Source organism: Paraglaciecola sp. L3A3 (assembly GCF_009796765.1).
In the GTDB taxonomy this organism is placed as follows: Bacteria; Pseudomonadota; Gammaproteobacteria; order Enterobacterales; family Alteromonadaceae; genus Paraglaciecola.
Window position 1 is genome coordinate 4,727,169 of sequence record NZ_CP047023.1, and the last position, 21,602, is coordinate 4,748,770.

General features: G+C 37.6%; 24 protein-coding genes. 17 read left to right on the forward strand and 7 right to left on the reverse strand.

The genetic code is table 11. From position 1 onward, the window contains the following. Positions 1-266: 266 nt before the first annotated feature. Positions 267-1,253, reverse strand: coding sequence for an aldo/keto reductase (locus GQR87_RS19505; protein WP_158972299.1), 987 nt, complete (start codon positions 1,251-1,253; stop codon positions 267-269). A gap of 165 nt (positions 1,254-1,418) precedes the next feature. Here GQR87_RS19505 and GQR87_RS19510 point away from each other — a divergent pair, with 165 nt between their 5' ends. Continuing rightward, entirely contained in the window at positions 1,419-1,997 is a 579-nt protein-coding gene (locus tag GQR87_RS19510) for a paraquat-inducible protein A (protein ID WP_158972302.1), read from the forward strand. 33 nt (positions 1,998-2,030) lie between these two features. Here the strand turns inward: GQR87_RS19510 and GQR87_RS19515 are convergent, their stop codons facing one another. From GQR87_RS19515 to GQR87_RS19535, 5 genes are all read right to left on the reverse strand, one after another. Further along, positions 2,031-3,884, reverse strand: coding sequence for a diguanylate cyclase (locus GQR87_RS19515; protein ID WP_158972304.1), 1,854 nt, complete (start codon positions 3,882-3,884; stop codon positions 2,031-2,033). A gap of 39 nt (positions 3,885-3,923) precedes the next feature. Further along, positions 3,924-4,169, reverse strand: coding sequence for an acyl carrier protein (locus tag GQR87_RS19520; protein WP_158972306.1), 246 nt, complete (start codon positions 4,167-4,169; stop codon positions 3,924-3,926). A gap of 4 nt (positions 4,170-4,173) precedes the next feature. After that, positions 4,174-4,437 carry a phosphopantetheine-binding protein gene (locus tag GQR87_RS19525; protein ID WP_158972308.1) on the reverse strand — a complete coding sequence of 88 codons (264 nt, stop codon included), beginning with the start codon at positions 4,435-4,437 and terminating at the stop codon, positions 4,174-4,176. A 178-nt stretch (positions 4,438-4,615) separates the two neighbouring features. Next, positions 4,616-5,350 carry a beta-ketoacyl synthase chain length factor gene (locus GQR87_RS19530; RefSeq protein ID WP_158972310.1) on the reverse strand — a complete coding sequence of 245 codons (735 nt, stop codon included), beginning with the start codon at positions 5,348-5,350 and terminating at the stop codon, positions 4,616-4,618. 55 nt (positions 5,351-5,405) lie between these two features. After that, positions 5,406-6,095, reverse strand: a complete 690-nt coding sequence (locus GQR87_RS19535; RefSeq protein WP_158972312.1) for a 4'-phosphopantetheinyl transferase superfamily protein — start codon at positions 6,093-6,095, stop codon at positions 5,406-5,408. A gap of 196 nt (positions 6,096-6,291) precedes the next feature. Here GQR87_RS19535 and GQR87_RS19540 point away from each other — a divergent pair, with 196 nt between their 5' ends. The 13 genes from GQR87_RS19540 to GQR87_RS19600 all read left to right on the forward strand — a co-directional run bounded on the left by GQR87_RS19540 (position 6,292) and on the right by GQR87_RS19600 (position 19,698). Continuing rightward, entirely contained in the window at positions 6,292-8,310 is a 2,019-nt protein-coding gene (locus GQR87_RS19540; protein WP_158972314.1) for an NADPH-dependent 2,4-dienoyl-CoA reductase, read from the forward strand. Positions 8,311-8,409: 99 nt separating this feature from the next. Further along, on the forward strand, positions 8,410-9,204 hold the full coding sequence (locus GQR87_RS19545) for a 1-acyl-sn-glycerol-3-phosphate acyltransferase (protein ID WP_158972316.1): 795 nt from the start codon (positions 8,410-8,412) through the stop codon (positions 9,202-9,204). A 48-nt stretch (positions 9,205-9,252) separates the two neighbouring features. After that, positions 9,253-9,798, forward strand: coding sequence for a hypothetical protein (locus GQR87_RS19550; RefSeq protein WP_199271652.1), 546 nt, complete (start codon positions 9,253-9,255; stop codon positions 9,796-9,798). Between the two features lie 40 nt (positions 9,799-9,838). Next, entirely contained in the window at positions 9,839-10,378 is a 540-nt protein-coding gene (locus GQR87_RS19555; protein ID WP_158972318.1) for an outer-membrane lipoprotein carrier protein LolA, read from the forward strand. Positions 10,379-10,385: 7 nt separating this feature from the next. Next, a complete protein-coding gene (locus GQR87_RS19560; RefSeq protein WP_158972320.1) occupies positions 10,386-12,677 on the forward strand; it encodes an MMPL family transporter in 2,292 nt (763 codons plus the stop codon). Further along, on the forward strand, positions 12,674-13,255 hold the full coding sequence (locus tag GQR87_RS19565) for a DUF3261 domain-containing protein (RefSeq protein WP_158972322.1): 582 nt from the start codon (positions 12,674-12,676) through the stop codon (positions 13,253-13,255). Before GQR87_RS19560 ends, GQR87_RS19565 begins: the two co-directional genes overlap by 4 nt. Positions 13,256-13,329: 74 nt before the next feature. After that, on the forward strand, positions 13,330-13,761 hold the full coding sequence (locus tag GQR87_RS19570) for an excinuclease ABC subunit A (RefSeq protein WP_158972324.1): 432 nt from the start codon (positions 13,330-13,332) through the stop codon (positions 13,759-13,761). Between the two features lie 148 nt (positions 13,762-13,909). Next, on the forward strand, positions 13,910-14,830 hold the full coding sequence (locus GQR87_RS19575) for an ABC transporter ATP-binding protein (RefSeq protein WP_158972326.1): 921 nt from the start codon (positions 13,910-13,912) through the stop codon (positions 14,828-14,830). Continuing rightward, entirely contained in the window at positions 14,817-15,968 is a 1,152-nt protein-coding gene (locus GQR87_RS19580; protein ID WP_158972328.1) for an ABC transporter permease, read from the forward strand. Before GQR87_RS19575 ends, GQR87_RS19580 begins: the two co-directional genes overlap by 14 nt. Continuing rightward, a complete protein-coding gene (locus GQR87_RS19585; RefSeq protein WP_233267325.1) occupies positions 15,959-16,147 on the forward strand; it encodes a hypothetical protein in 189 nt (62 codons plus the stop codon). Before GQR87_RS19580 ends, GQR87_RS19585 begins: the two co-directional genes overlap by 10 nt. A gap of 89 nt (positions 16,148-16,236) precedes the next feature. Beyond that, a complete protein-coding gene (locus GQR87_RS19590) occupies positions 16,237-17,337 on the forward strand; it encodes a beta-ketoacyl synthase N-terminal-like domain-containing protein (RefSeq protein WP_158972330.1) in 1,101 nt (366 codons plus the stop codon). Continuing rightward, on the forward strand, positions 17,334-18,047 hold the full coding sequence (locus tag GQR87_RS19595; protein WP_158972332.1) for a hypothetical protein: 714 nt from the start codon (positions 17,334-17,336) through the stop codon (positions 18,045-18,047). Before GQR87_RS19590 ends, GQR87_RS19595 begins: the two co-directional genes overlap by 4 nt. A 310-nt stretch (positions 18,048-18,357) precedes the next feature. Then, complete coding sequence (locus tag GQR87_RS19600; protein ID WP_158972334.1) at positions 18,358-19,698, forward strand: FRG domain-containing protein; 1,341 nt, start codon at positions 18,358-18,360, stop codon at positions 19,696-19,698. Positions 19,699-20,132: 434 nt separating this feature from the next. On the opposite strand, the gene GQR87_RS19605 is transcribed toward GQR87_RS19600, so the two are convergent. After that, on the reverse strand, positions 20,133-20,522 hold the full coding sequence (locus GQR87_RS19605; RefSeq protein ID WP_158972336.1) for a DUF2141 domain-containing protein: 390 nt from the start codon (positions 20,520-20,522) through the stop codon (positions 20,133-20,135). Positions 20,523-20,687: 165 nt separating this feature from the next. Between GQR87_RS19605 and GQR87_RS22470 the strand changes: the two genes are divergently transcribed. Genes GQR87_RS22470 through GQR87_RS22480 form a run of 3 tightly spaced genes read left to right on the forward strand, consistent with a single transcriptional unit; the run spans position 20,688 to position 21,601 of the window. Next, complete coding sequence (locus GQR87_RS22470; protein WP_233267326.1) at positions 20,688-20,924, forward strand: hypothetical protein; 237 nt, start codon at positions 20,688-20,690, stop codon at positions 20,922-20,924. A gap of 1 nt (position 20,925) precedes the next feature. Further along, on the forward strand, positions 20,926-21,111 hold the full coding sequence (locus GQR87_RS22475) for a hypothetical protein (protein WP_233267327.1): 186 nt from the start codon (positions 20,926-20,928) through the stop codon (positions 21,109-21,111). A 16-nt stretch (positions 21,112-21,127) separates the two neighbouring features. Next, positions 21,128-21,601 carry a hypothetical protein gene (locus GQR87_RS22480; protein ID WP_233267328.1) on the forward strand — a complete coding sequence of 158 codons (474 nt, stop codon included), beginning with the start codon at positions 21,128-21,130 and terminating at the stop codon, positions 21,599-21,601. Position 21,602: the final 1 nt, after the last annotated feature.

The window sequence follows — 21,602 nt, forward strand, 5'->3', positions numbered from 1 at the left end:
AGAATAAAGCTAAATAACCTGAGTTCTGGATAAGAAGTATTGTCCAATCTTAATTTATTATTACAATTCAATAACTTAATAACGTTCGTCCAAATCACCTCACCTGAATGCTCACTCGGTGACGAAATTTTTCGTGTATAGCAAGGCGGATTGTCGTAGGTAATAACGTGTTATTGCTAGAGACTCTCCTAACACGACTAAGCACCCCACCGCCGCTAGGCACAAAAAGAGCGTTATCGAGAGGTTCAGCTTATCCAGTATTCAGGTTAAATATTCCCTCTTACATGTTGCTTAACACTTTGAAAGTAAAACTGTTCTAATTTTTTATGCAACTCATCTGGTAATTTAGCTAAATTGGCGGCCGAGGTGTTCAGCGCTATTTGCTGTTTTTTACTGACTCCAGCAATCACTGAACTTACTGCTTTTTGATCTAATAACCAACGTAAAGCAAATTGTGCCATAGTAAAATCATTGGGAACTAAGCTGGCTAATTCTTCCACTAGTTCAATGCCTTTATTCATCGGGATACCAGAGAAAGTTTCTCCCACACTGAAAGCATCACCATCTTTATTATAATTGCGGTGATCGGTTGCATCAAACGTTTGATTCTTTTTAAATTTACCTGATAACAAGCCACTGGCTAAAGGTAATCTAACAATCACTCCCACATTATTGACTTCAGCAAGGGGCAGTAATTCAGCAATAGCATCTTGTCGGAAAATATTAAAGATAATTTGTAAGCTAGCAAGTTCGGGATCTTGCAAACATAACAAGCCCTCTTCTATAGTTTCAACACTGGCTCCGTAGTGTTTAATTAGTCCCTCTTGTTTAAAATCTTGTAACCAAGTAAAAATCTCGCCATCTTGTAATACTTGTGGTGGAACACAATGCAATTGGATCAAATCAATACAATCAAGCTCAAGATGCTTGGCACTCAATTGTATACTTTGTTTAACTTTTTCTTTTGTATACTTATCAGGGAAAAGTTCTCCTGAACGCCCTACTTTAGTCGCCACAACTAAGTTTTCTGCTTCAGTATGTTGTTTTCGCCACTGGGCAATCATGGACTCGCTTCTGCCAGCCCCATAAACGTCTGCAGTATCCCAAAAGTTGATTTTATTGCTGTTAGCTTCGGTTAAAATATCTTGAGCCTGTGATTCGCTCAGGGGACCAAAATCGCCACCTAACTGCCAACAACCTAAACCTATTTCTGATACATCAAAACCTGTTTTACCTAATTTACGTAAATTCATTTCTTCGTCCATAACTTATAATTAGCCTTAACATACACAAACTGTATAACAGCTAACAAGTTATTATATTTATGAATATTTATCATCTGTAACATTTCTATGCCTGCCATCATAAACAAATTATAATACCCTCTTTTTTCAACTAACTAGCAAGCAAGGCTAAACATGATCCGCAAACATCTAGGGTTCGCTTTAAATATCGTCGCATTAGGATTATTTTTCCCCGGAATTTTACTCAATATGTTTAGTTTTAATATGGAAATGAAAGCGCTGTTAAGTGGCTCTTCATTAACCTCAACCTTGGTAAATAAAGAATTATCAATTATCGCCACTGTCAAAGAGTTGTGGGACGATCAACGTTTAATGGTTGCAGGCTTAATTTTTGCTTTTTCAGTGTGTATTCCACTGCTGAAAACCTTATTCATGTGTATCGCCTATTTCATCAAAAAACAACATATCGCAGAGAAGCTTCTCAACTTTGTCAGTTTGATTGGTAAGTGGTCGATGGCTGATGTTTTTGTAATAGCGATATTTTTAGCCATTATGTCGACTAACCATGCCGATACAGCCAGTACAGAAAACTTTAATGTCTTTGGTTTTAAAATTGCTTTGGATATTAGTACACAAACCTTATCTGCGGCGGGAGAAGGATTTTATTATTTCACCGCTTATTGTGTATTGTCTTTGATTGCTACTCAGCTAACTAGCTCAGGAATAAAAGCCTTATCAACAGCCCCTAAATAGCTGTTATATTTTAACTTAGTAACCGCCTCACGTTTAAGCATTAGCCACAGCCACTTTATTTTTACCTGTGGCTTTTGCTTGATAAAGCGCATCATCAGCCCACTTAATAAGGTGCTCTACGTTTTCAATTTTATTGTATATACGCTCTGCTAGACCAAAACTGGCGGTAATCTTAATATCACCAAAATCAGTTTCTAATTTTAGTTTTCTAAAACCTTCACAAATTTTTTGGCTCAGATCTCTAGCACTTTCTATATCGGTATTAGCCAATATAATCACTATTTCTTCGCCGCCATATCGGGCCACAAAATCTTCAGCCCCTAAGTTAATTTGACTAAGGTATTTGGCCGCCATTTTCAAACATTCATCACCGACTAAATGGCCATAATTATCATTGATGCTTTTGAAATTATCTAAATCGAGAATAATTAAAGTCAAATGTTCAGAATTTTTGCAGGCATGAGCAAACCTTGCTTCTAACTTATCATCGAATGTTTGGCGGTTATATAAACCAGTCAGATGATCGGTTTCCGACAAGATCTTTATCTTATCGTGTTGAATTTTTAAATTTTCAGCTTTTTCTTCGAGTTCTTGATTACGAATAGACAATTCTTGAGTTTTATCAGCCACTTCTTTTTGCAGGTTATCTGTTAGATGTTCGGCAATATCTAAAGCAGCAACAAATCTTAAAGAGTGATATTGGGTCTGGACAAACAAGAAGACAAACATTGTATATTCTGCAATATAGAAGTTATACCAACTAGATTGAGCGGCGTAAATATCATTAACTACGCCTAAAAATAAAACAAAGGCGCTTATAATAACCAGTAAAGAACGCAGAGATTTTATGAACATAGATCGCAGAATCAACCACAGCGCATATAGGCTAAATATAACTAAAACTAGTTGGTAATAAATTAAAGAATTTATTACCTGAACAATTGGCAATAAAATAGTGATTGCGATACAAGCAGCCAATATAATATAACCAACTTTAATGACAAATGAGCAATGTCTAGTAGGAAACAAATGAGCAAAGAAATGCACTGACGCCAGTGGAGGCCAGACGATAGTGATGTATTCTAGTTTAATAATCCAATTAAAATTATCAGGATTGCCTAAAAAGTAATAGACATAATCGGTTGATATAGCAGCTCTAAATAAAACAGCAAAAGCGAGCACAGCCAATAGCAGTAACACTTTTTCTTTAGGTCTCAATAGATAAAAAATAAGGTTTTGAAATACTACCAAGAGCCCAATAGAAATTAACGCAACACGAGACGCTAAATCAGTATGGATCCCTTTATTAACAGACTGTAATTCTTGTATTTCTAATTCACCATATATTCCCGCTCGTTTATAAACATGGTCGGAAAGATAAATAACTAGGGTGCCAGATTGAGCATGTTTAGGTAAAAGTAATATGTGAGTTTTGAAGCGCATTTTCTGCGCATCAAGTGTTTGCGAGATTTTTCCTGATTCGCCTAAAAATTGAGTTTGCCCTAACTCGTCAATCCACCAAGCTTGCCAAGCATCATTGATAGGGCTCATATGAATTGCAGGCTCTTTAAATACTTGATTTAGGTTATCAATATGCAGTAAATATGTGCCGTATCTACGTTCATTTAATCGTTCTTCATCAACTAAAGAAGAAATAAAATTAGGTAACTGAACCGGCTTAAATTTGATATTAGAGGTATAAATATCGGATAGTTCTGGCCATTCTCCCCATACCAATCCCCACTCTCCAGCTAACCCTGCATTGCCATTTTGAAACTTAGTTTGCACATCGATACTAGGAATAGATTCAATCGATAAAATGGGCAGGCTGAATGCACATAAAAAAAGATAAATGCTTAATGTAAATAATTTACATGCTCTGAACATAATCTTCCTTAATGCTTAATAAGTATTCAAGTATACCCCCTATTTTTGCATCATATCCTCTAATGCATCAGTTAGGTCTTTAATGGTTCGTACTTGCTTGAAATTCTCAGGTTGAATCACTTTACCAGTTTCAGTTCTTAGTCTAACCACCAAATCAACAACATCAATACTGTCTATGTCTAAATCTTCATAAATGTTTGCTTCAGGCACTATATCTGCTTCTTCAGTTTCAAACTCTTCCACTAAGATGGTTTTCACCATATCTAATATTTGTTCTGAATTCATGTTTTTATCCCGCAGATCTTGATGCTAAAACGAAATCATGCAGGCTTTTTACTGAATAAAAATATTTTTTACTTTCGTCAGTATTACCATCAATTTTAACGTTATAGGCTTTTTTAATAGCCACACCTAATTCTAAGGCGTCTATCGAATCTAAACCAAGGCCATCAACAAATAACGGCGCTTCATCTTCTATATCTTCTGGAGTAACATCTTCCAAATCCAATGCATCAATGATTAATGTTTTAATCTCTAAGATAAGAGCACTCATAAAACTTCCTTTTTATAACTAATTTCAAGAATCTGGTCTAAATTTTTACCCAATAAAAATTAGGATTATTTACCCATAAATTCGTACATAAATAAATGCGGCTAATGATACCAATCAATACACTATTAGCAATAGTAGGCAATAAGCTAATCCGAGCAGACAAAAATTAATTAGAGGTTTAGAGAGCTTTCTTCATGTTCCAATATTGCTGGTTTACCTGAGTCGCCCAGCTGTTTTGTTTACCATAATAAAAAGCCAAAAAATCAACAGCTTGATTTGTGGCTAATATACCTTCAGCCAAGCCATTATCGTTAATGCTTATGTTGCCACTCTTATCCTGCGCGGTTCTTTCTAATAACAGCCCTATAGCAACTGTCTGTTCATTATCGACATAAGAGGTATAACACTCTGGTACAGCCCAGTCGGCATATACATATAAAATTTTATCGAGTTGATTGACATGTAATTTGGCCACCGCATCCAATAAACCAACCATAAAGCTTGCTTTGCCAGCAGCCACCGCTGAAATAGGCGCGTGATTTTTTGTATAAATACTATATAAACCAGAAACCGCATTGTGCACCGACAAACCAAATTGGGTGGGCGATAAGTCTTCTTTTTTAGCGACATTTTCAATTAAAGCTGTAGTGCGGTTTAGGTCGCCATGTCGAGAAGAAAACACACAAGCTAAATCACCTTGTTGATGTTCTGTTGCTTCAAGGGCGCAATGTAAATTAATTTTCGCAAAAGGGCTTAATCGGCGTCTTTGCATAGCTGGAATCGTTTTTAATGCAGGTAAATCACTCTCATCGGTAAATGAATGATGACCTTCTGCCCACAATTGCCAATCTTGTTCTGTTACAACTCCTGGCGCCCAAGCGACACATTTTGCAATATTAAATGTTAACCCCATATTTTCTTCTCTCAAAACTTACTTATCCTTCGTTCAGGCTATATTTATATAAACTTTATTTGTCATGCAAACAATATTTGTCAATTGTGACACTTTGCGCTTGTCCCTTAATAGGCACCTTGCTCAGCAAACACAAGCTGTACTCATTTTGCCCCAGTGCTTGTTGGTAATAATAATGTTCCGCTAAATGAGTTGTGTCATTACATAAACTGAGTGACAAATCCATTTGCGACAGTTCAATGTCAGATGATTTTTGGGCCTTAAAATATGCTTCTTTGGCCGTCCATAGACGATAAAAGGTATACTTCTTATTGTTACTTCTTTGGAGTAGCTCTAATTCTGTGGCGGTTGTAAACAGCTTGGCTAATTCAATAAAGTCTCGCGCTTTATGTTGCTCTACGTCAACCCCTAAGCACATATGTTTGGCACTCACTGCGATCACAACCATATCCTGACTATGGCTAATAGATACAGTAAATTGTCTATTCGCTTGTTTAACGAACCAGTTTTGATAGTTAACCAATTGATATTGATGTTCTATGGGCACTGCAAACAGCTTATGCAATGCGTGCTTAATTAAATAACGAGCAACAACAAATTGCCGTTTTTTTAATTGATTTTTATAAGCTAAAAATCGTTGTGAATCGGTTTTGTTCAACAAACTGGCTAGAGAATTAACATCAAAATTAGCAAGGCGTAAATCACAATAATACAGGTAAAGGTTATCGCTATTATTGGCTAGCACAGTATTGTTTTAAATCCATAGTGAAGTGATACCTAACTATGATAATTAGTCCTGAGACAAAATGCATTAACCTTTACCGCCTAGCAATCAAACACTTATTTGTTAAACAACTAAATTAGCAGTTCTTTATTGCAACTTATAAAATTGAAAATCCATGTTAAACTACAGCCTTTACAGTCTCAATCCTAGAACCTATATGCCCTACCCCAAAATGTTAACACCGCTAAGTTTAGGTTTCACTGTGCTCAGCAATAGAATCATTATGGGTTCAATGCATACAAATTTAGAAGAACAAGCAGACGGATTTAATCGCTTAGCTGCTTTTTATGCAGAAAGGGCAGCCGGTGGAGTGGGACTCATTATCACAGGTGGCGTTTCCCCTAACGCATCTGGAGTACTCGCATCAAATAGAGCTATCTTACAAACAGAACAAGATATTAGTCAGCATCAATTAGTCACTAAAGCTGTGCACCAGTACCCCACTAAAATTTGTTTACAGATATTACACGCTGGCAGATACGGCTATCATAGCCAGTTAGTGGCTCCAAGTGCGATACAAGCCCCCATAGTGCCTTTTATACCTCATGCATTGAGCGATTCTGAAGTAGAACAACAAATTTCAGATTTTGTGAATTGTGCAAAATTAGCCAAACTTGCTGGTTATGATGGTGTTGAAATCATGGGTTCGGAAGGTTACTTAATCAACCAATTTACTAGCCCACGGACTAATGTTCGCACTGATAAATGGGGCGGCAGCTTCGAAAATAGGTGCCGTTTCGCCTTAGAAATTGTTCACCGAATACGCAGTACTCTTGGTACAGATTTTATTATTATTTTCAGATTATCGATAATCGAACTGGTCACTAATGGTAATAATGTTGATGAAGTCATCGCTTTAGCCATTGCCCTAGAAGAAGCTGGCGTAGATATATTAAATAGCGGTATTGGTTGGCACGAAGCTCGGATCCCTAGTATAGCAAGCAGTGTCCCAAGAGCCGCCTTTAGGCGTGTTACCGCCGAAATAAAAAAACATATTTCTGTGCCAATCGTCGCTTGCAACCGCATCAATACTCCTGATGTAGCTGAAGATATATTACAAAAAGGTGATGCTGATTTAATTTCTATGGCTCGGCCGTTTTTAGCGGATAGCCAATTTGTCAATAAAGCTCAAGCCAATGCCGCAGATACCATCAACACCTGTATTGCCTGTAATCAGGCCTGCCTTGACCATATTTTTGAAGGCAAAGTAGCTAGTTGCTTAGTTAACCCAAGAGCCGCTTTTGAAACCCTATTACTTTTTCCAAAAACCAATCAAGCCAAAAATATTGCTGTGGTGGGAGCTGGCCCAGCTGGCGCTATGTTCGCCATTCATGCTGCGCAAAGAGGGCATAATATCACCTTGTACGAACAGTCGGCGCAGATAGGTGGCCAATTAGCCTTAGCCGCAAAAATCCCCGGCAAAAGCGAATTTAAAGAATTTATTCGTTATTTAACCACAAGCATTAAAAACTCAGAGATAAATTTGCAACTAGAATGTGCACCAAGTGAAACTCAGCTAAATAATTTTGATCTGATGGTTATCGCCACTGGGACTGAACCTAAAACCTTAGACATTCCTATAGAAGCGAGTGCAAAAGTGTTTAACTATATTGATGTAATCAAAGACGAGGTACTGACGGGCGACAAAGTTGCCATCATAGGTACAGGCGGAATAGCCTTTGATGTGGTGGCCAAATTAACCACTGCATCTACCGAGGGTTTATCATTAGAGCAACAAACGGATGGATTTGCCAAACATTGGGGGATCGATCTAAGTAATAAAAGCCATGGTGGTTTATTAGCAGCAAGCGAGCACAGCAGTGAACTATCTGGCATTACTATGTTGCAACGATCAGTGCGCAAACCAGGCGCAGGGCTAGGTCAAACAACGGTTTGGATCCACCGAGCAGAACTAAAACGGCAAAATATTAAAACTATCTCAAAAGTGAACTACCAAAAAATTACCACTGCTGGCATAGACATAGAAAATCGCGGTAAACAGCTTTCCTTAGCTGTTGATTCAGTGGTGGTTTGTGCAGGACAAGTCAGCAATACTAGCATTAACCAAGCACAATTAACCGTGCCGTTTCATCACATAGGTGGAGCCAAACAAGTGAAAAAATTAGATGCTATGTTAGCTATCCAACAAGCTGTTGAGCTAGCTTCAAGAGTATAAATATTTTATGTATCATTCTTTTTCACGCATCACTCTTTTAACCGTGCCTGTGTACACCATGATTAACCCAATAACGTTTAAAACGCTGAGTAAAATTTAATGAAATATATCGATAGACTATGGCGCTTATTTGCAACAGGATTTTGTTTTGCCGTTTTTGGGATTGGTGGTGTGATTATTGCCGCTACTTGGCTGCCTTTTTACGGCATAAAATATAAAAACAACGAAGCCAAACGTAAAAAATCTTGTCGTTATGCAGTACATTTAACGTTCAAAAGTTTTGTTTGGTTAATGTATATAGTGGGGGTCACTAAAGTAGATGCCAAAGGCTTAAACAAGTTAAAAACCCTACAAGGCAAAATCTTAATTGCCAATCATCCGTCGCTGATTGATGTAGTGGTACTTATTTCAATCGTGCGTAATGCCGACTGTATCGTTAAACAAAACTTATTAGAAAACGTATTTACCCGCGGCGTAATCAGAAACACAGGTTATATCAGTAACGCCGATCCAGAAGAGTTAATCAAAGACTGCAAAGCCTCACTACAACAAGGTAGCACGCTAATAATTTTTCCTGAAGGTACCCGAACTAAACCTGACACAGAGCTGAAATTTAGAAGAGGTGCGGCCAATATTGCGTTACGCAGTGCCACTAACTTTCAACGCGTACTGATTCAGGTCACACCACCGGCATTAACAAAAGGTTGGCCTTGGTATAAAGTGCCAAAAAGAAAAATACATATGCAGTTAGTCGCGTTAGAAGAGTTTGATGTGAGCAGTTACGATGCTAATACAGCCAGTAAATCTGTACGTCAATTAACCCGAGACATTGAATTGTTATATCAAAAAGATACCGCAAACTTTTCGTCCCTTTACCAGAATCACAGCAGTTGAGTTTACACTTAAGCACAACAATAAAAACTCAATATATGGAATCTTGATTTGCCAATATTATTAACTGTATTAACCGCACTCTATCCAGTGCTGGCTTATTTTGGCCTGCAATATACCAGCCCCAGTATTGTCGCAGGATTACTGATGGTGCTTTTAATTGTAAGGTTTGTACTGAGCAAGCCTAAAGCGCCTCAAGCAAATCACGTAAAATTCCTTTTTTTGGCTGTGATTATTTTACTCAGTTTTTCGCTTTTCACTGGTTCTGAATTCGGTATTCGCTTTTATCCCGTTGCTGTTAGCTTAATATTTTTCTGTGTGTTTGCTTATTCAATCGTTTTTCCACCAACAGTGATTGAACGTTTAGCCCGTTTAACCAAAAGTTCGTTTTCTCCCGCGGGGGTGCAATACACACGTAAAGTCACTTACGCATGGTGTATATTCTTCATTTTAAATGGCGCTATATCTTTTTACACTTGCTTGTTTAGCGACATGGAAACTTGGACGCTATATAATGGTCTAATTTCATATATATTAATGGGCATACTAGGTGCATCAGAGTGGTTGATTAGACAAACAATCAAACACAAACATTAAACTCGTAATTTCCAATAACAATAAAATCTCAAGGAAAATAATGAAGCGCTATTTATCTATTTTATTTATATTGTTGTTGCCTATATTTTCATTACATGGTGTTGAATTACCTTGGTTAACAACTAGTAAACAACAAGGCAGTTTCACTCAAGAAAAACACCTAAAAGCCTTAAGTCGACCTTTTATCACTAAAGGTCAATATACTTACATACCTGAAACTGGGCTCAATTGGCATACACAACAACCTGTCAATAACCAACTACAGATAAACCAAGATGGTATAGCCGAATTACAAACTGACGGTAGTTTTAAAGTACTGACAGCAGACACCAGTATCAGCCAGTTATTGTTACCTATTTTTAGTGCTGACTTGGCTGCATTAAAAAAACAGTTCGATATAACAGAAAGCATTGAGGGCTTATTATTAGCCCCCAGCAATCCAAAAATACAAAAATTCATCAAAAGTATAGCGTTAAAAGTTTCTGCCAATGAGCTACAACAAATAGATTTATACGAACAAAATGGCACCCTGACTAGCATATTCTTAACTGCCAAAACTAACTCATCAACTACGGATTAACGGCCAGGTGCAACAAGATCCTAAAAATGTATCTTTAATTGTTATCTGGTTTTTATTTGCCAGTGCCATGCTTGGCACACTCAGTTACAAGCTACTGAATAACAGCATTAACTTTGATGCAAATATAATGAATGTATTGGATTTAGGTGCAGAAATAGACGACTTAACCAAAGCCGCTGCAGCTCCCTATTCGAGCAAAGCCCTATTGTTACTGCAAGCTCCCGAACCACATACTAGCCAGTTAAGTTTAAAAAACATTAGCCAACAATTATTAGCCCTAGATTTAATCGAACAAGCGACTAACGACCCAAGTCGTCAATTAGATATTCAAGCGTTAATCCACACCTACACCAACTATCCATTAGCTTTTTTAAGTGACAAAGCAAGCTCAGCTCGAATTGCCAATAATTATTCTTATATCATCAATAATTACATGCAATTACTTAGTGGCCCCTCTAACCCTTTAGTGTCACTGACTATTAACCAAGCTCCGCTACTTAATTTGGCTGATTGGTTTAACGACAAATTAAGTCAAAATGCTTGGCAACAAGATGGGCCGTTTATATATGCTGAATACGCAGGGCTTAGGTATTATCCATTATTTTTAGAATTTAACCCCGATGCCACTAAAATGGACAAAGTGGTAGCAAGCATCTCAGCAGTGAATCAAGTTTTAACAGAAAATCGTGCCGCAGATTTGTCGATTTATACTAGTGGTTATATTTTTCATTCGGCTGCCATTACCGAACAAGCTAGCTATGAAATGCAATTATTTGGTGGTTTATCATTATTAGGCGTGTTGCTACTGACATTTATCAGCTTTAGAAATATTCAGCCATTACTTTGCATTAGTTTGTTAATTGCCAGTGCTATGTTAGCCGGTATGGTGGCGCTTACCTTAATATTTGACACAATTCATCTACTGTCATTAGTGTTTGCCGTCAGTTTAATTGGCATAGCGGTAGATTATGGTTACCATATTTTATTAACCGCTAAACACACAGGCTTCAGAAACCACAAACTTACTCAGTATATAGCCACGGCTATCTTAGTAAGCGGCGGAACCACATTAGTCAGTTATTTATTATTATTATTTTTGCCCATTCCTCTGTTACAACAAGTCGCGGTATTTGTAGCGGCAGGCCTAGCTTTCACTATTTTAACTGGCCTAGGCATCATTACTCATTGGCCATGGCAAGGCAAAAGTGAATCAGCCGAAAATTTAGCTTCTGCCCAAAGTCACGCTCCAATCCAAGGTTTTAAACTAGTCACTGGCTTGTTAATCATCTGTAGTCTGGCAACTTTGCCTAACTGGTTTTTTCAAGATGATATTAACGTATTTAATAGCAGCCCTAAACATTTGCTTGAAAGTGAAAAAATGGTCAGCAAAATTATAGGTAACCAACAATACCCTAGGTTTATCTACACTTATGCAGACAACTCTGAGCAACTTTTACAAAGATTTGAACAAATACGCAGTGTTATCAACAAGGCGACAGATGAACCGTTTGCATTACACGGCATAGATCAATGGTTACCTTCAATTAACACCCAACAAGCTAATACTCAATGGTTACAAGCTGGTATCAATAACCAAGATCTCTCGCCTATCATCAGCTATATGACGGATGAAACATTAGATAAGCTTAGCGCTACTATCAATCAATTTATGACACTAGAACAAGTCCCAGCAGAAATTGCAGGATTATTTCCCGACATTACCACTAGAAACGGTCAGTTGATTGGCATATTAAGTTACATGGGCCCCATAGATGCGGTTTTTTTGGCTGACATACAAGCACAGTTAGATTTTCCGTTGCAGTATTTTGATCAGCCGGCAAAATTCACCTCGGCACTGACTAAACTTCGTACTTATGTATTGTATTTTCTAGCCGTAGCTGTGGTAGCGTTACTACTTTTAATGACCTTTAGATATGGTTTATTAAACGGCTTAAAGTTAGTGACATTACCGATTATTACAGCCGTTAGTTCACTGGCCATCAGTCATATATTTTTAGGCTATGTGACTATTTTTAATTTATTAGGCTGTATATTAATTATCGCCTTAAGTGTCGATTATGCGGTGTTTTTACGAGAGCATGGCAGGCTAACACATGTGTTAAAAGCCATTAGTTTATCCGCTGCTACCTCTGGTCTAGCATTTGGTATGTTTGTTTTTAGTAGCACACCCGCAATCTTACAATTTGGTTTAACTATTTTAATTGGGGTCTCTATAGCTTGGTTATTATGCTTAATGTTGCCTCTTTCAGTATTACAACAGAAGAAAGATAAAGCTTGAATATACAATGCCACCCCATCACAAAAGTATCTTGGTCGACACTCTGCTTGTTTTGCTTAACCTTACTTTTAAATGCCTGCCAACTACTCAATATCAGTTCGGCTCGCGTTGCTCTGGGAGAAAACGTTTTTTATCAGTTGCAAGCCGTGCCTAGTGAGTTTAATGGCCTTATTAGTTTGCAAAAATTAACTGTCACTAGAGAAGACGAGACACATCAATTGTTAGTACAAACTGAACTACAAAACCAACAAATTAATATGGTGGGATTTAGTCAATCTGGGCTGCAATTATTTCAGCTATCTTGGCAACAAGGTGGCGCACTAGAATTATCGACTAATATCATGCTACCTGATATCCCAGCGGAACAATTATTAGCTTATTATCAACTATCAAACTGGCCTGTGGCTAAGGTCAAAAAAGGCTTGCAAGGCATACAGTTGAAAAACAATGATAAAAATAACAGCCGAGAATTTCTAATTGGCCAGCAATTAATTTTTACTGTGCAGCAAAATAATCAGCAAAGCTTAATGATTCACTATAGAGATAAGTATCAAATCACCGTTGAAAATATCGATTAAATATTGAATCAAGTTACAATAAATGTTGGTATTATAATGCGTCGACTTTTAATCATATCAATGAGGATGAACTAATGAGAGTAGTGTTAACTTGTATAATGGCTTGCCTGTTTTTTTCTGTCAATGCGTCAGCTAAAGATGATCGTCTTAAGTTTGCAATTGAACCATTATTAAGTTCAGAGAAAGCCAAACAAGCATTATTAGATGTGCCTGTTTATTTTGCCGGTCAGTCACACCCAGCCCCGACAAAAACCTGGGGTGAAACATCCACTAGCAGAAAAACCAACGCTTTTGGTAAATCAGAACAAGAAGCTTGTGAGTGGGTATTACTTTCAGCTTTAAAAGTGTTACAAGAAAGTGCCCTTAAAAACGGCATGAATGCGGTAGTCGATATTAAATCAAATTATAAACACAATGAATTTGTCAGCAGCAGTCAGTTTGAATGTGGTTCTGGTACTTTTGTTAGTGGTGTTGCTTTAAAAGGCACATTAGTCAAACTTCCATAGTGAATAGGTATTCTGCAGTGATTGGCAGAATACCTATTAACCTGCTTTTATAATCTGTGCTAATAATTGATTAATATAGCGTTAACCCCATCAACTAATCATAAATAAAAGACACTTAACCGTGTACTAAGGGACATAACCACTAGTTATGCTTGAAATAAAAGTTGAAGATGTGAGTTACCGCTATAAAGGAAGCCAAGAGTTAGCACTGAACTCAATCGATCTCAATATAAAATCTGGTAGTTGTTTAGGACTGATTGGTCCAAATGGCGCAGGTAAATCAACACTATTGTCAATTTTATCTGGTTTGTTAGAGCCCAGTGCAGGGATAATCACCTTTTTAAAACAACAAAAAAGTGATTTATCTAAACAACAATTTATCAAACAACAAATTGCTTTAGTCCCTCAAGAGTATGCCTTTTATAACCAACTTAGTGTGTTACAAAACCTACAGTACTTTATCAGTTTATGTGGACTAAAGACCACACAAAAGCCAGCAACAATAGATAAAGTCATCGGCCAGTGTCAATTACAAGATGTACTAAAACAAAAAGCCTCTGCGCTTTCTGGTGGTTACAAAAGAAGGCTAAACTTAGCCATTGCCCTGCTTAAAGATCCGCAAATTTTATACCTAGATGAACCCACAGTGGGTGTTGATCCCGTATCAAGAAATGCCATTCTAGAATTAATTGGCTTACTAAAAAAACAAGGTAAAACCATCATATTTACCTCTCATATGTTGAGTGAAATTCAGTCTCATTGTGATGAGATATTTATTCTAAAAAAAGGACGAGCGATAAATTTTGCACAAACAGAAGAGCATAAATCGTTGCAGATCATCTTTAGCCAACCTCTGCAAACTGCATTTAAAGTTGAGTTAATGGCTGGCATAACCATTGAACAAAATAAGATTCTAAAATGTACTATCAGCTCAGAAAATCTCATATGGGAAATTATGGGGTTAATTGAAGAACACGCCCTAGAAATTGAATCCATGCAATATGGTCAACATTCACTGACCGAACATTACTTAACATTAATGGCCGAAGATGATATTGCAGAGCATTAAAAAAGAGTTATTAATTGTATTTAGCGACTTACACAGTTTAGCTGTGTTATTTATTATGCCCCTTACTTTTATGCTGATCATGACTTTTGCTATGAGTGGTCGGCAAACCGATATTTTAGACTCAGTGAGCTTATACATAGAACCCGCCACTCCAGAACAACACGAAACTTTATACATCAAATATTTAGAACATTTAGGCTATCGTTTTACAAAGGACATTGATGATTCCAGTGCCACCTTAACCTTCGATAAAACTTTTAATCAAAATATTTTATCGAATAAAGCCAAACACTTATTAGCTGTGACATATCAATCCCGTACCTCGCTGCCAGTACAAGCTTTGATCAACCAACATTTACAGCTAACATTCGCCAGAGTCAAACTGCATTTATATATGTTAGATACTGAAGAACTAGATAGCTCTATGCCATTAGAACAACAGATGCAGCAGATTATTAAACAATCTGACACCTCTGATTTATTTGCTGCGGAACAAGCCAATAAACTACTACCCAGCATAGGAGCTAGCATTCCTTCATGGCTGGTTTTTGGTATCTATTTTATTGTGTTACCCATATCCATTACCCTCATAAATGAAAAACATAGCGGCACATTAATCAGACTTAAAACCTTTCCTATTAGTATGTATGGCTATTTTTTCAGTAAATTAGGCGCATTTTTCTTTATTAGCTTTATGCAGTTTATACTTTTAGCCATAATTGGCTTACGGCTAATTCCCTTGATCGTCAACGCAGAACCTATTGCCTTTAGCCAAATATTAAGTTTACTGCCTATGGGCTTGTTTATATGTTTAAGCGCAGTTTGTTTTGCTGCAATATTTGCAGCTATGGTAAAAAGCTTTGAACAAGCCATAGTGGTGGGTGGCGGTATTAATATAATCTTAGCGGCACTCAGTGGTTTTATGGTACCCCTGGATGTGATGCCGCCAAGTTTGCAGAGTATCGCGCAATTTTCACCTATGTATTGGTCCGCAGAATTGATTAAACTGAACATGGTAGACTCACCATTGGCAGATTCAGGGCTCAATATTATTAAACTTTGTATCTTTAGCTTGGTAAGTTTGGCTGTATCGTCATTATTATTTAGTCGTAAAATAAGGGAATTACTATGGAATTAGAAGCAATAAAAAAACAACTAAAACAGCTGATCATAGTTGAATGTGATAAAGAAGATGAGTTGTCATGGCAAGAAATAGAAGACGACGAACCACTATTTGGCAAAAAATCCAATGTGGGCTTAGATTCACTAGATGCATTACAACTAGCCTTAGTATTTGAAGGAACACTTTGGGATTAAAGTGGAAGGGTCAAAAGAATCCCGTAAACATTTGCACTCAATCAAAATAGTATTGTCGAATATATACAAGCAGTAAAAAGCCAATAAATATGAGTGTTTATATCCATTCCAGTGTGTCCCATACAGCTTGTGGTAATAGCAGCACTAACCAGTTAAGTTACCAAAACATTGCAAATGCAAACTTACTGGTTGCCGATCAAACCAAAGTGCCTTTTTATGCTTTGCACGGAATCGATATTGATACCAGTGAACAAAGAGTATTCAACTCCCTAACCCATGTCACCAAACAACTAATAGACAGCAGTGGTTTAACTCAAGCTGAATTAGAAAATACTGCACTCATGTTAGGCTCAACATCTTTAGACATAGGGACTATTGTGCCTAATCCTGGGGCCAATATTTGGGTGCCTAAAATTGATAGATTAAGCCAACATTTACAACAAACATTAGGCTTAAGCCCTTGTCATCTTGTATTTAATACAGCTTGTACCGCCAGTATTAATGCCTTGCTATACGGCAAGAAGTTACTTGAAAACAGTCAATTTAAACACCTGATAGTCATTGGCTGCGAATTTTATAACCACTTGACTATAGACGGTTTTCATTCTTTAGATTTAATCAGTCAAGGACGCCTCAGTCCTTTTGAACTCGAACGAGATGGGCTAGTTTTAGGTGAAGGCATAGGTGCTTTATTATTATCCAAAGACAAACCAGATCGAGAGCATTACTTCACTGTGCTGGGTGGCCACTCAGCCTGCGATATTTCTAGTTTAACTATGACGGCAGAAGATGGCAGCCACATTAGTAAGGTGTTAGATAAAGCAGTCGAAAATTCCAATTTATCGCCGGTCGACATCAATTTGGTAAAAGTACATGGCACTGCTACCTATAATAACGATATTTCTGAATACCATGCATTACAGCAATATTTTTCTACGCCCCCCCCTGTCCTTGCTTTAAAACCTTTTATTGGACATACACTTGGTGCATGTGGAGCAATCGAAATAGCCCTGTTAGACAATCTACTGCAGCAAAATAGTTTGCCTTTTGCAGATGGCACTGCAACAGACAAAATGTTGCCTTTTGCCAGCCAAGAAATACCTTTACGTAACTATCAACATATCTTAATCAATCATTGTGGTTTTGGTGGCAATAATGCGGCACTTGTTTTAAAGGCAACAAACACATGAAATTAACGGTAGCCAAACAGGCAAGCTTTTGTCACGCTCGCGATGTAGAAAACAAAGATTTAAGACGCCAAGTAAAAGATGAGTTTGCCGTTGCAGTACGCAGAATGGATAACTTTACCTTGACCGGTTTAGCCGCTGTGGCCAAACTAGGCATTGAATTCTCTAATCCAGATGACTTTTCACTGGTTAGCTGCGCTCAATATTTTTCAGTAGAGTTATTACAACAATTAATTTTAGATGTAGATGCAGGTAAATCTATCAGGCCCTTGGATTTTGTGGCCACAGTAGGCAATGCCGCCAACTTTTATGTTGCCAAAGAGTTCGCCATACACGGCAGTAATTTATTTTTAGGTGCCGACCAGCAAGCCATAGAAAAGACATTGTTAATCAGCGCCCTAGAATTAACAACCACCCCACAGCAACAAGTTATCGCATTAGTTTGGCAAGAAACTCAAGACCAAAGAACTTGCCATGCCATGTTATTACAAACAGCCAAGCAAGATGAAACCGCCCAAACTGTCACCGCAGAAGATTTAATAGCAGGCAAAATCTCCACACCTTTTGTTCTAGAAGTAGATGATTTATATCAAATAGCGAATAATAGCAGTAGTGAGGCTCGAGTTCCGATAACAAAGCCAAGAAAAAGCATTTCACCACAGAGAACACAGAGCGCTACGCTCCACAGAGTAAAAGATAAAAGCGGTCGCTAGTAAATAGGAGATAGAAAAAGCATGCGCTTCGCACACCAAACATAGTTACGCCACACCGAAATGCAGCTGTGTAGCTATATATATTACGGTGGTAGTCCAGATAAGAATACCAACTAGCCGCGTCGAGCAAATTGCAGACATATTGGAAATTGTTTGATAATCTGGATTAAGGTCGGTTTTCGACCCAAAGCGGACGAAACACGTTACCCAATCGAACGAAAATTAGCGAGTATAAAAAATTGTATTCAATGGCAAGTTGAGTTTCTACGAAATTGGGGGAAGATCAGATATATAAGTTAGGGAGAAAGTCATGTCGAAATGGAAAAAACATTGGGAGCAATACCAATGTCTTCGCAATCAACATAATGATAATAGTTGGTCATCTATTATTGAAAATTTAGCTGACCCTTCAAGAGATGCTGTTTACAAAGAAAAAAAATTAGAGCTCCATCGCTTAAATAAGCAATTTAAGCAGCCGTCAGAAAAGGAATTACAATTCCTCAAAAAATTTTCTAACGATATAATTGCATATGAAAATGCTTTTAATAACACGGGCAGTGGTGTTCATGACGATGTCTATGCGTTAGCAATATACCTCGCATTTTTCCCTTTAATGACAGATCAACCAGCTTTAAAACCAGGTGAATCAGTAAAGGGGTATGCTTTCAGAGGAACGCGAAATAGTGAGTATACATTAAGACCGTCAATTCAAAGGCTACCGCAAGGAGTCGATGAGGTTCCTACAGGGTTAAAACAAAAAAGAGCTAAGCAACTAGCTGCGATGATGAAAGGGGTTGAAGATCACTTAATTAGTCATGGATTAAAATCCACACCTCAAATCTGTATGGCTATTGCCCAGCATTACGGCACTCCTTCCCCATTAATTGATCTAACTCGTTCCATATGGGTGGCACTATTCTTTGCCACAGATAGATCAGAAGCTGGTCACGTGGGTGTCGTTGATGCTATCTTATTGTCTGTTTTAGGTGAGCTTGAAACCTTATTTAAGGTTTGCACCGGTTCTTTAATAATAGTCGACTCACTCAATGTCCCACGAATTAACAATCAAAAAGGATTCTTTGTTGAAATGCCATCGCCAAGTCTAAACAGTTTGATGGTTAATCAAAACTTTCGTTTTTACCAAAAAGAAAACTTGTATTTTGAATGCCCTCATATTGGCATAACTAGAAACTTTATTTATCCCGAAAGTGATGACTATAAAAATATCAAGCCAGTGGACTTAGACGATGAAGCAAAGATACCGCCTTTCCCTGACTATAAAGAACTGACAGTTGATAGTTACATTACATATGGTAACGAATACTTAAACGTCATTTCTAAAAAGAATAGCCAAAATTTCAATCTACCGCATTTAAACAAAGAGAGAGCACGACTAGTAAAAATTGCTGCGATATTGCATGTCGAACTACAATCACTAGTTGAGAAAAATGCTATCAAACTCAGGGCATCTGAGCACTCTTTAACACGCTTTAAATGCGCTTTGTCGACAATATATTTACACTTAACAGACATGAAAGACGCTCCAAATTTTGTGCAACTCGATCCTATGGTAGTTTTTAAAGGATATTCACATAGCAGTGAAATTTTAAAAAAGATAACGCTAATTGCAAAAACTATCATTTGGAAATGATGATTAAATTCTTGTTATATTGCCGTTCGACCTAATAAGTTGTTTGGTCCGCTATGGGCGTTAAGCCGAAGTGTCTATCCAAAAGCGTCGGATGATCGAAATTGGCACAAAGCTGTATGGCAGATTGGGTTAGGTTGAACCAAACTTTTTAATCTTTTTCTCTGTGTACTCTGTGCCCTCTGTGGTGAATTGCTTTGATCTTTTGCCTTTTCTATCCACCAGCCACTATATACGGCCTACTGCTTTCAAGAATGGATTCCTGCTAACAACATGCAGGAATGACAGGGCTTGAATCGGAGTTTTACTTTCACTACCTTTTATCGACTGCTTTTCCTCTGTGTACTCTGTGACCTCTGTGGTGAATTTTTTTGCTTTTGCTTTTGCTTTTGCTTTTTAACTATTCCCTAGCTCCTATCTACTGCTTTCGCACTGTTTCACTGCTTTTTAGGCTTTTTCTCTCGTAATTTAATCTGCTGTAAGTTATTTGTTTCAGCTAAGACAAAACATCCAGCATCTGGTTCAGGTTCACCAAACATGAGCGCCGGATTATTAGCAAATCCTACTGGCTCTTTGGGTAGTCCCATGGTGCTGCGATCTAATTTTTCATTATTATTCATATCTAAAAATGCTCGCACACATAGAGGTCCGGCTTGCAGGTCATTCAAAGTGTAAGAATTAATCTTATCTGATATTTCAAATTGAAAAGTATGACTCGATAATGACTTGATATTTTCCCACAGATACTCCCCGTCTACCGGCTCTTCAAGCTTATATAGCTCAATATAAAGCTGTCCTTCTCTAGGATACTGGCTAGTAAATTCCAATTGTAAATTAGCCGCAAAACTGTACCGGCTAATTAAAAAAAATGTGCATAAAACAGCCACAAATCGACAGTAAATATAGGACTTAGGTATCATAAGTATTGGTTCACTTTAAACTAATGTTAAGTATAATAAGCCTTTACTGAGAAAGGGACAATCAGGTTACTCATGCGTAAAGTACTCACTATTTGTTACACCCAGACAGGCCAATTGGCGGCGATAAAAAAATCTGTTTGCGGAGCTTTAGAAGAATCAGATCGAATATCAGTAGAAACCCTTGTTATTGAGCCCGAAAAACATTTTCCTTTTCCTTGGCCTTTTCTGCAATTTTTTCGTATATTTCCAGAAACAGTGGCTATGCAGCCCGTTGACTTAAAACCCATCACTACTGAATATGAACAATGATTTGATTATATTAACTTATCAAGTGTGGTTTTTATCACCATCAATTCCTATCGCTTCATTTTTACAATCTGAGCCAGCTAAAAAGTTATTTAAAGACACGCCTGTTGTCACCATCATAGGTTGTCGGGGGATGTGGTTAATGGCTCAAGAAAAAGTCAAAACCTTATTAAAAAAATTTAAACGCTAAATTAGTCGACAATGTAGTGTTAAGTGACGATTGTGGTGCTTTCTTCAGTTTTTTAGCCACTCCATTGTGGATGTTATCAGGCAATAAAAAACCTTTATCTTGGGTACCCGCTGCAGGAGTAGGTGAGCAAGACATAATTGATGCAAAACGTTTTGGCGAAGCTATATGCCATAGACTTGAAACAAACCCAGAACCAATACAACAAAGCATGCTGAGTAATTTGTCAGCCGTCAAAATTAATGAAAAATTAATCGCTAGTGAAAAAATGGCTAACCACAGCTTTGGTATCTGGTCGAAGATATTACGCAAATTAGGTCCTCAACAAAGTAAACGTAGAGCCCTAGGGCTATTGGTTTATGTGACCTTTTTGATATTGTTGATCCTGACAGTGGTCCCCATCAGCGCATTGCTTAAAAAGCTTATTTCGCCGCTAACTAGAAACAAAATAATTGCACAGAAAAAATACTATGCGGAGCCATCAGGAGAGTAGT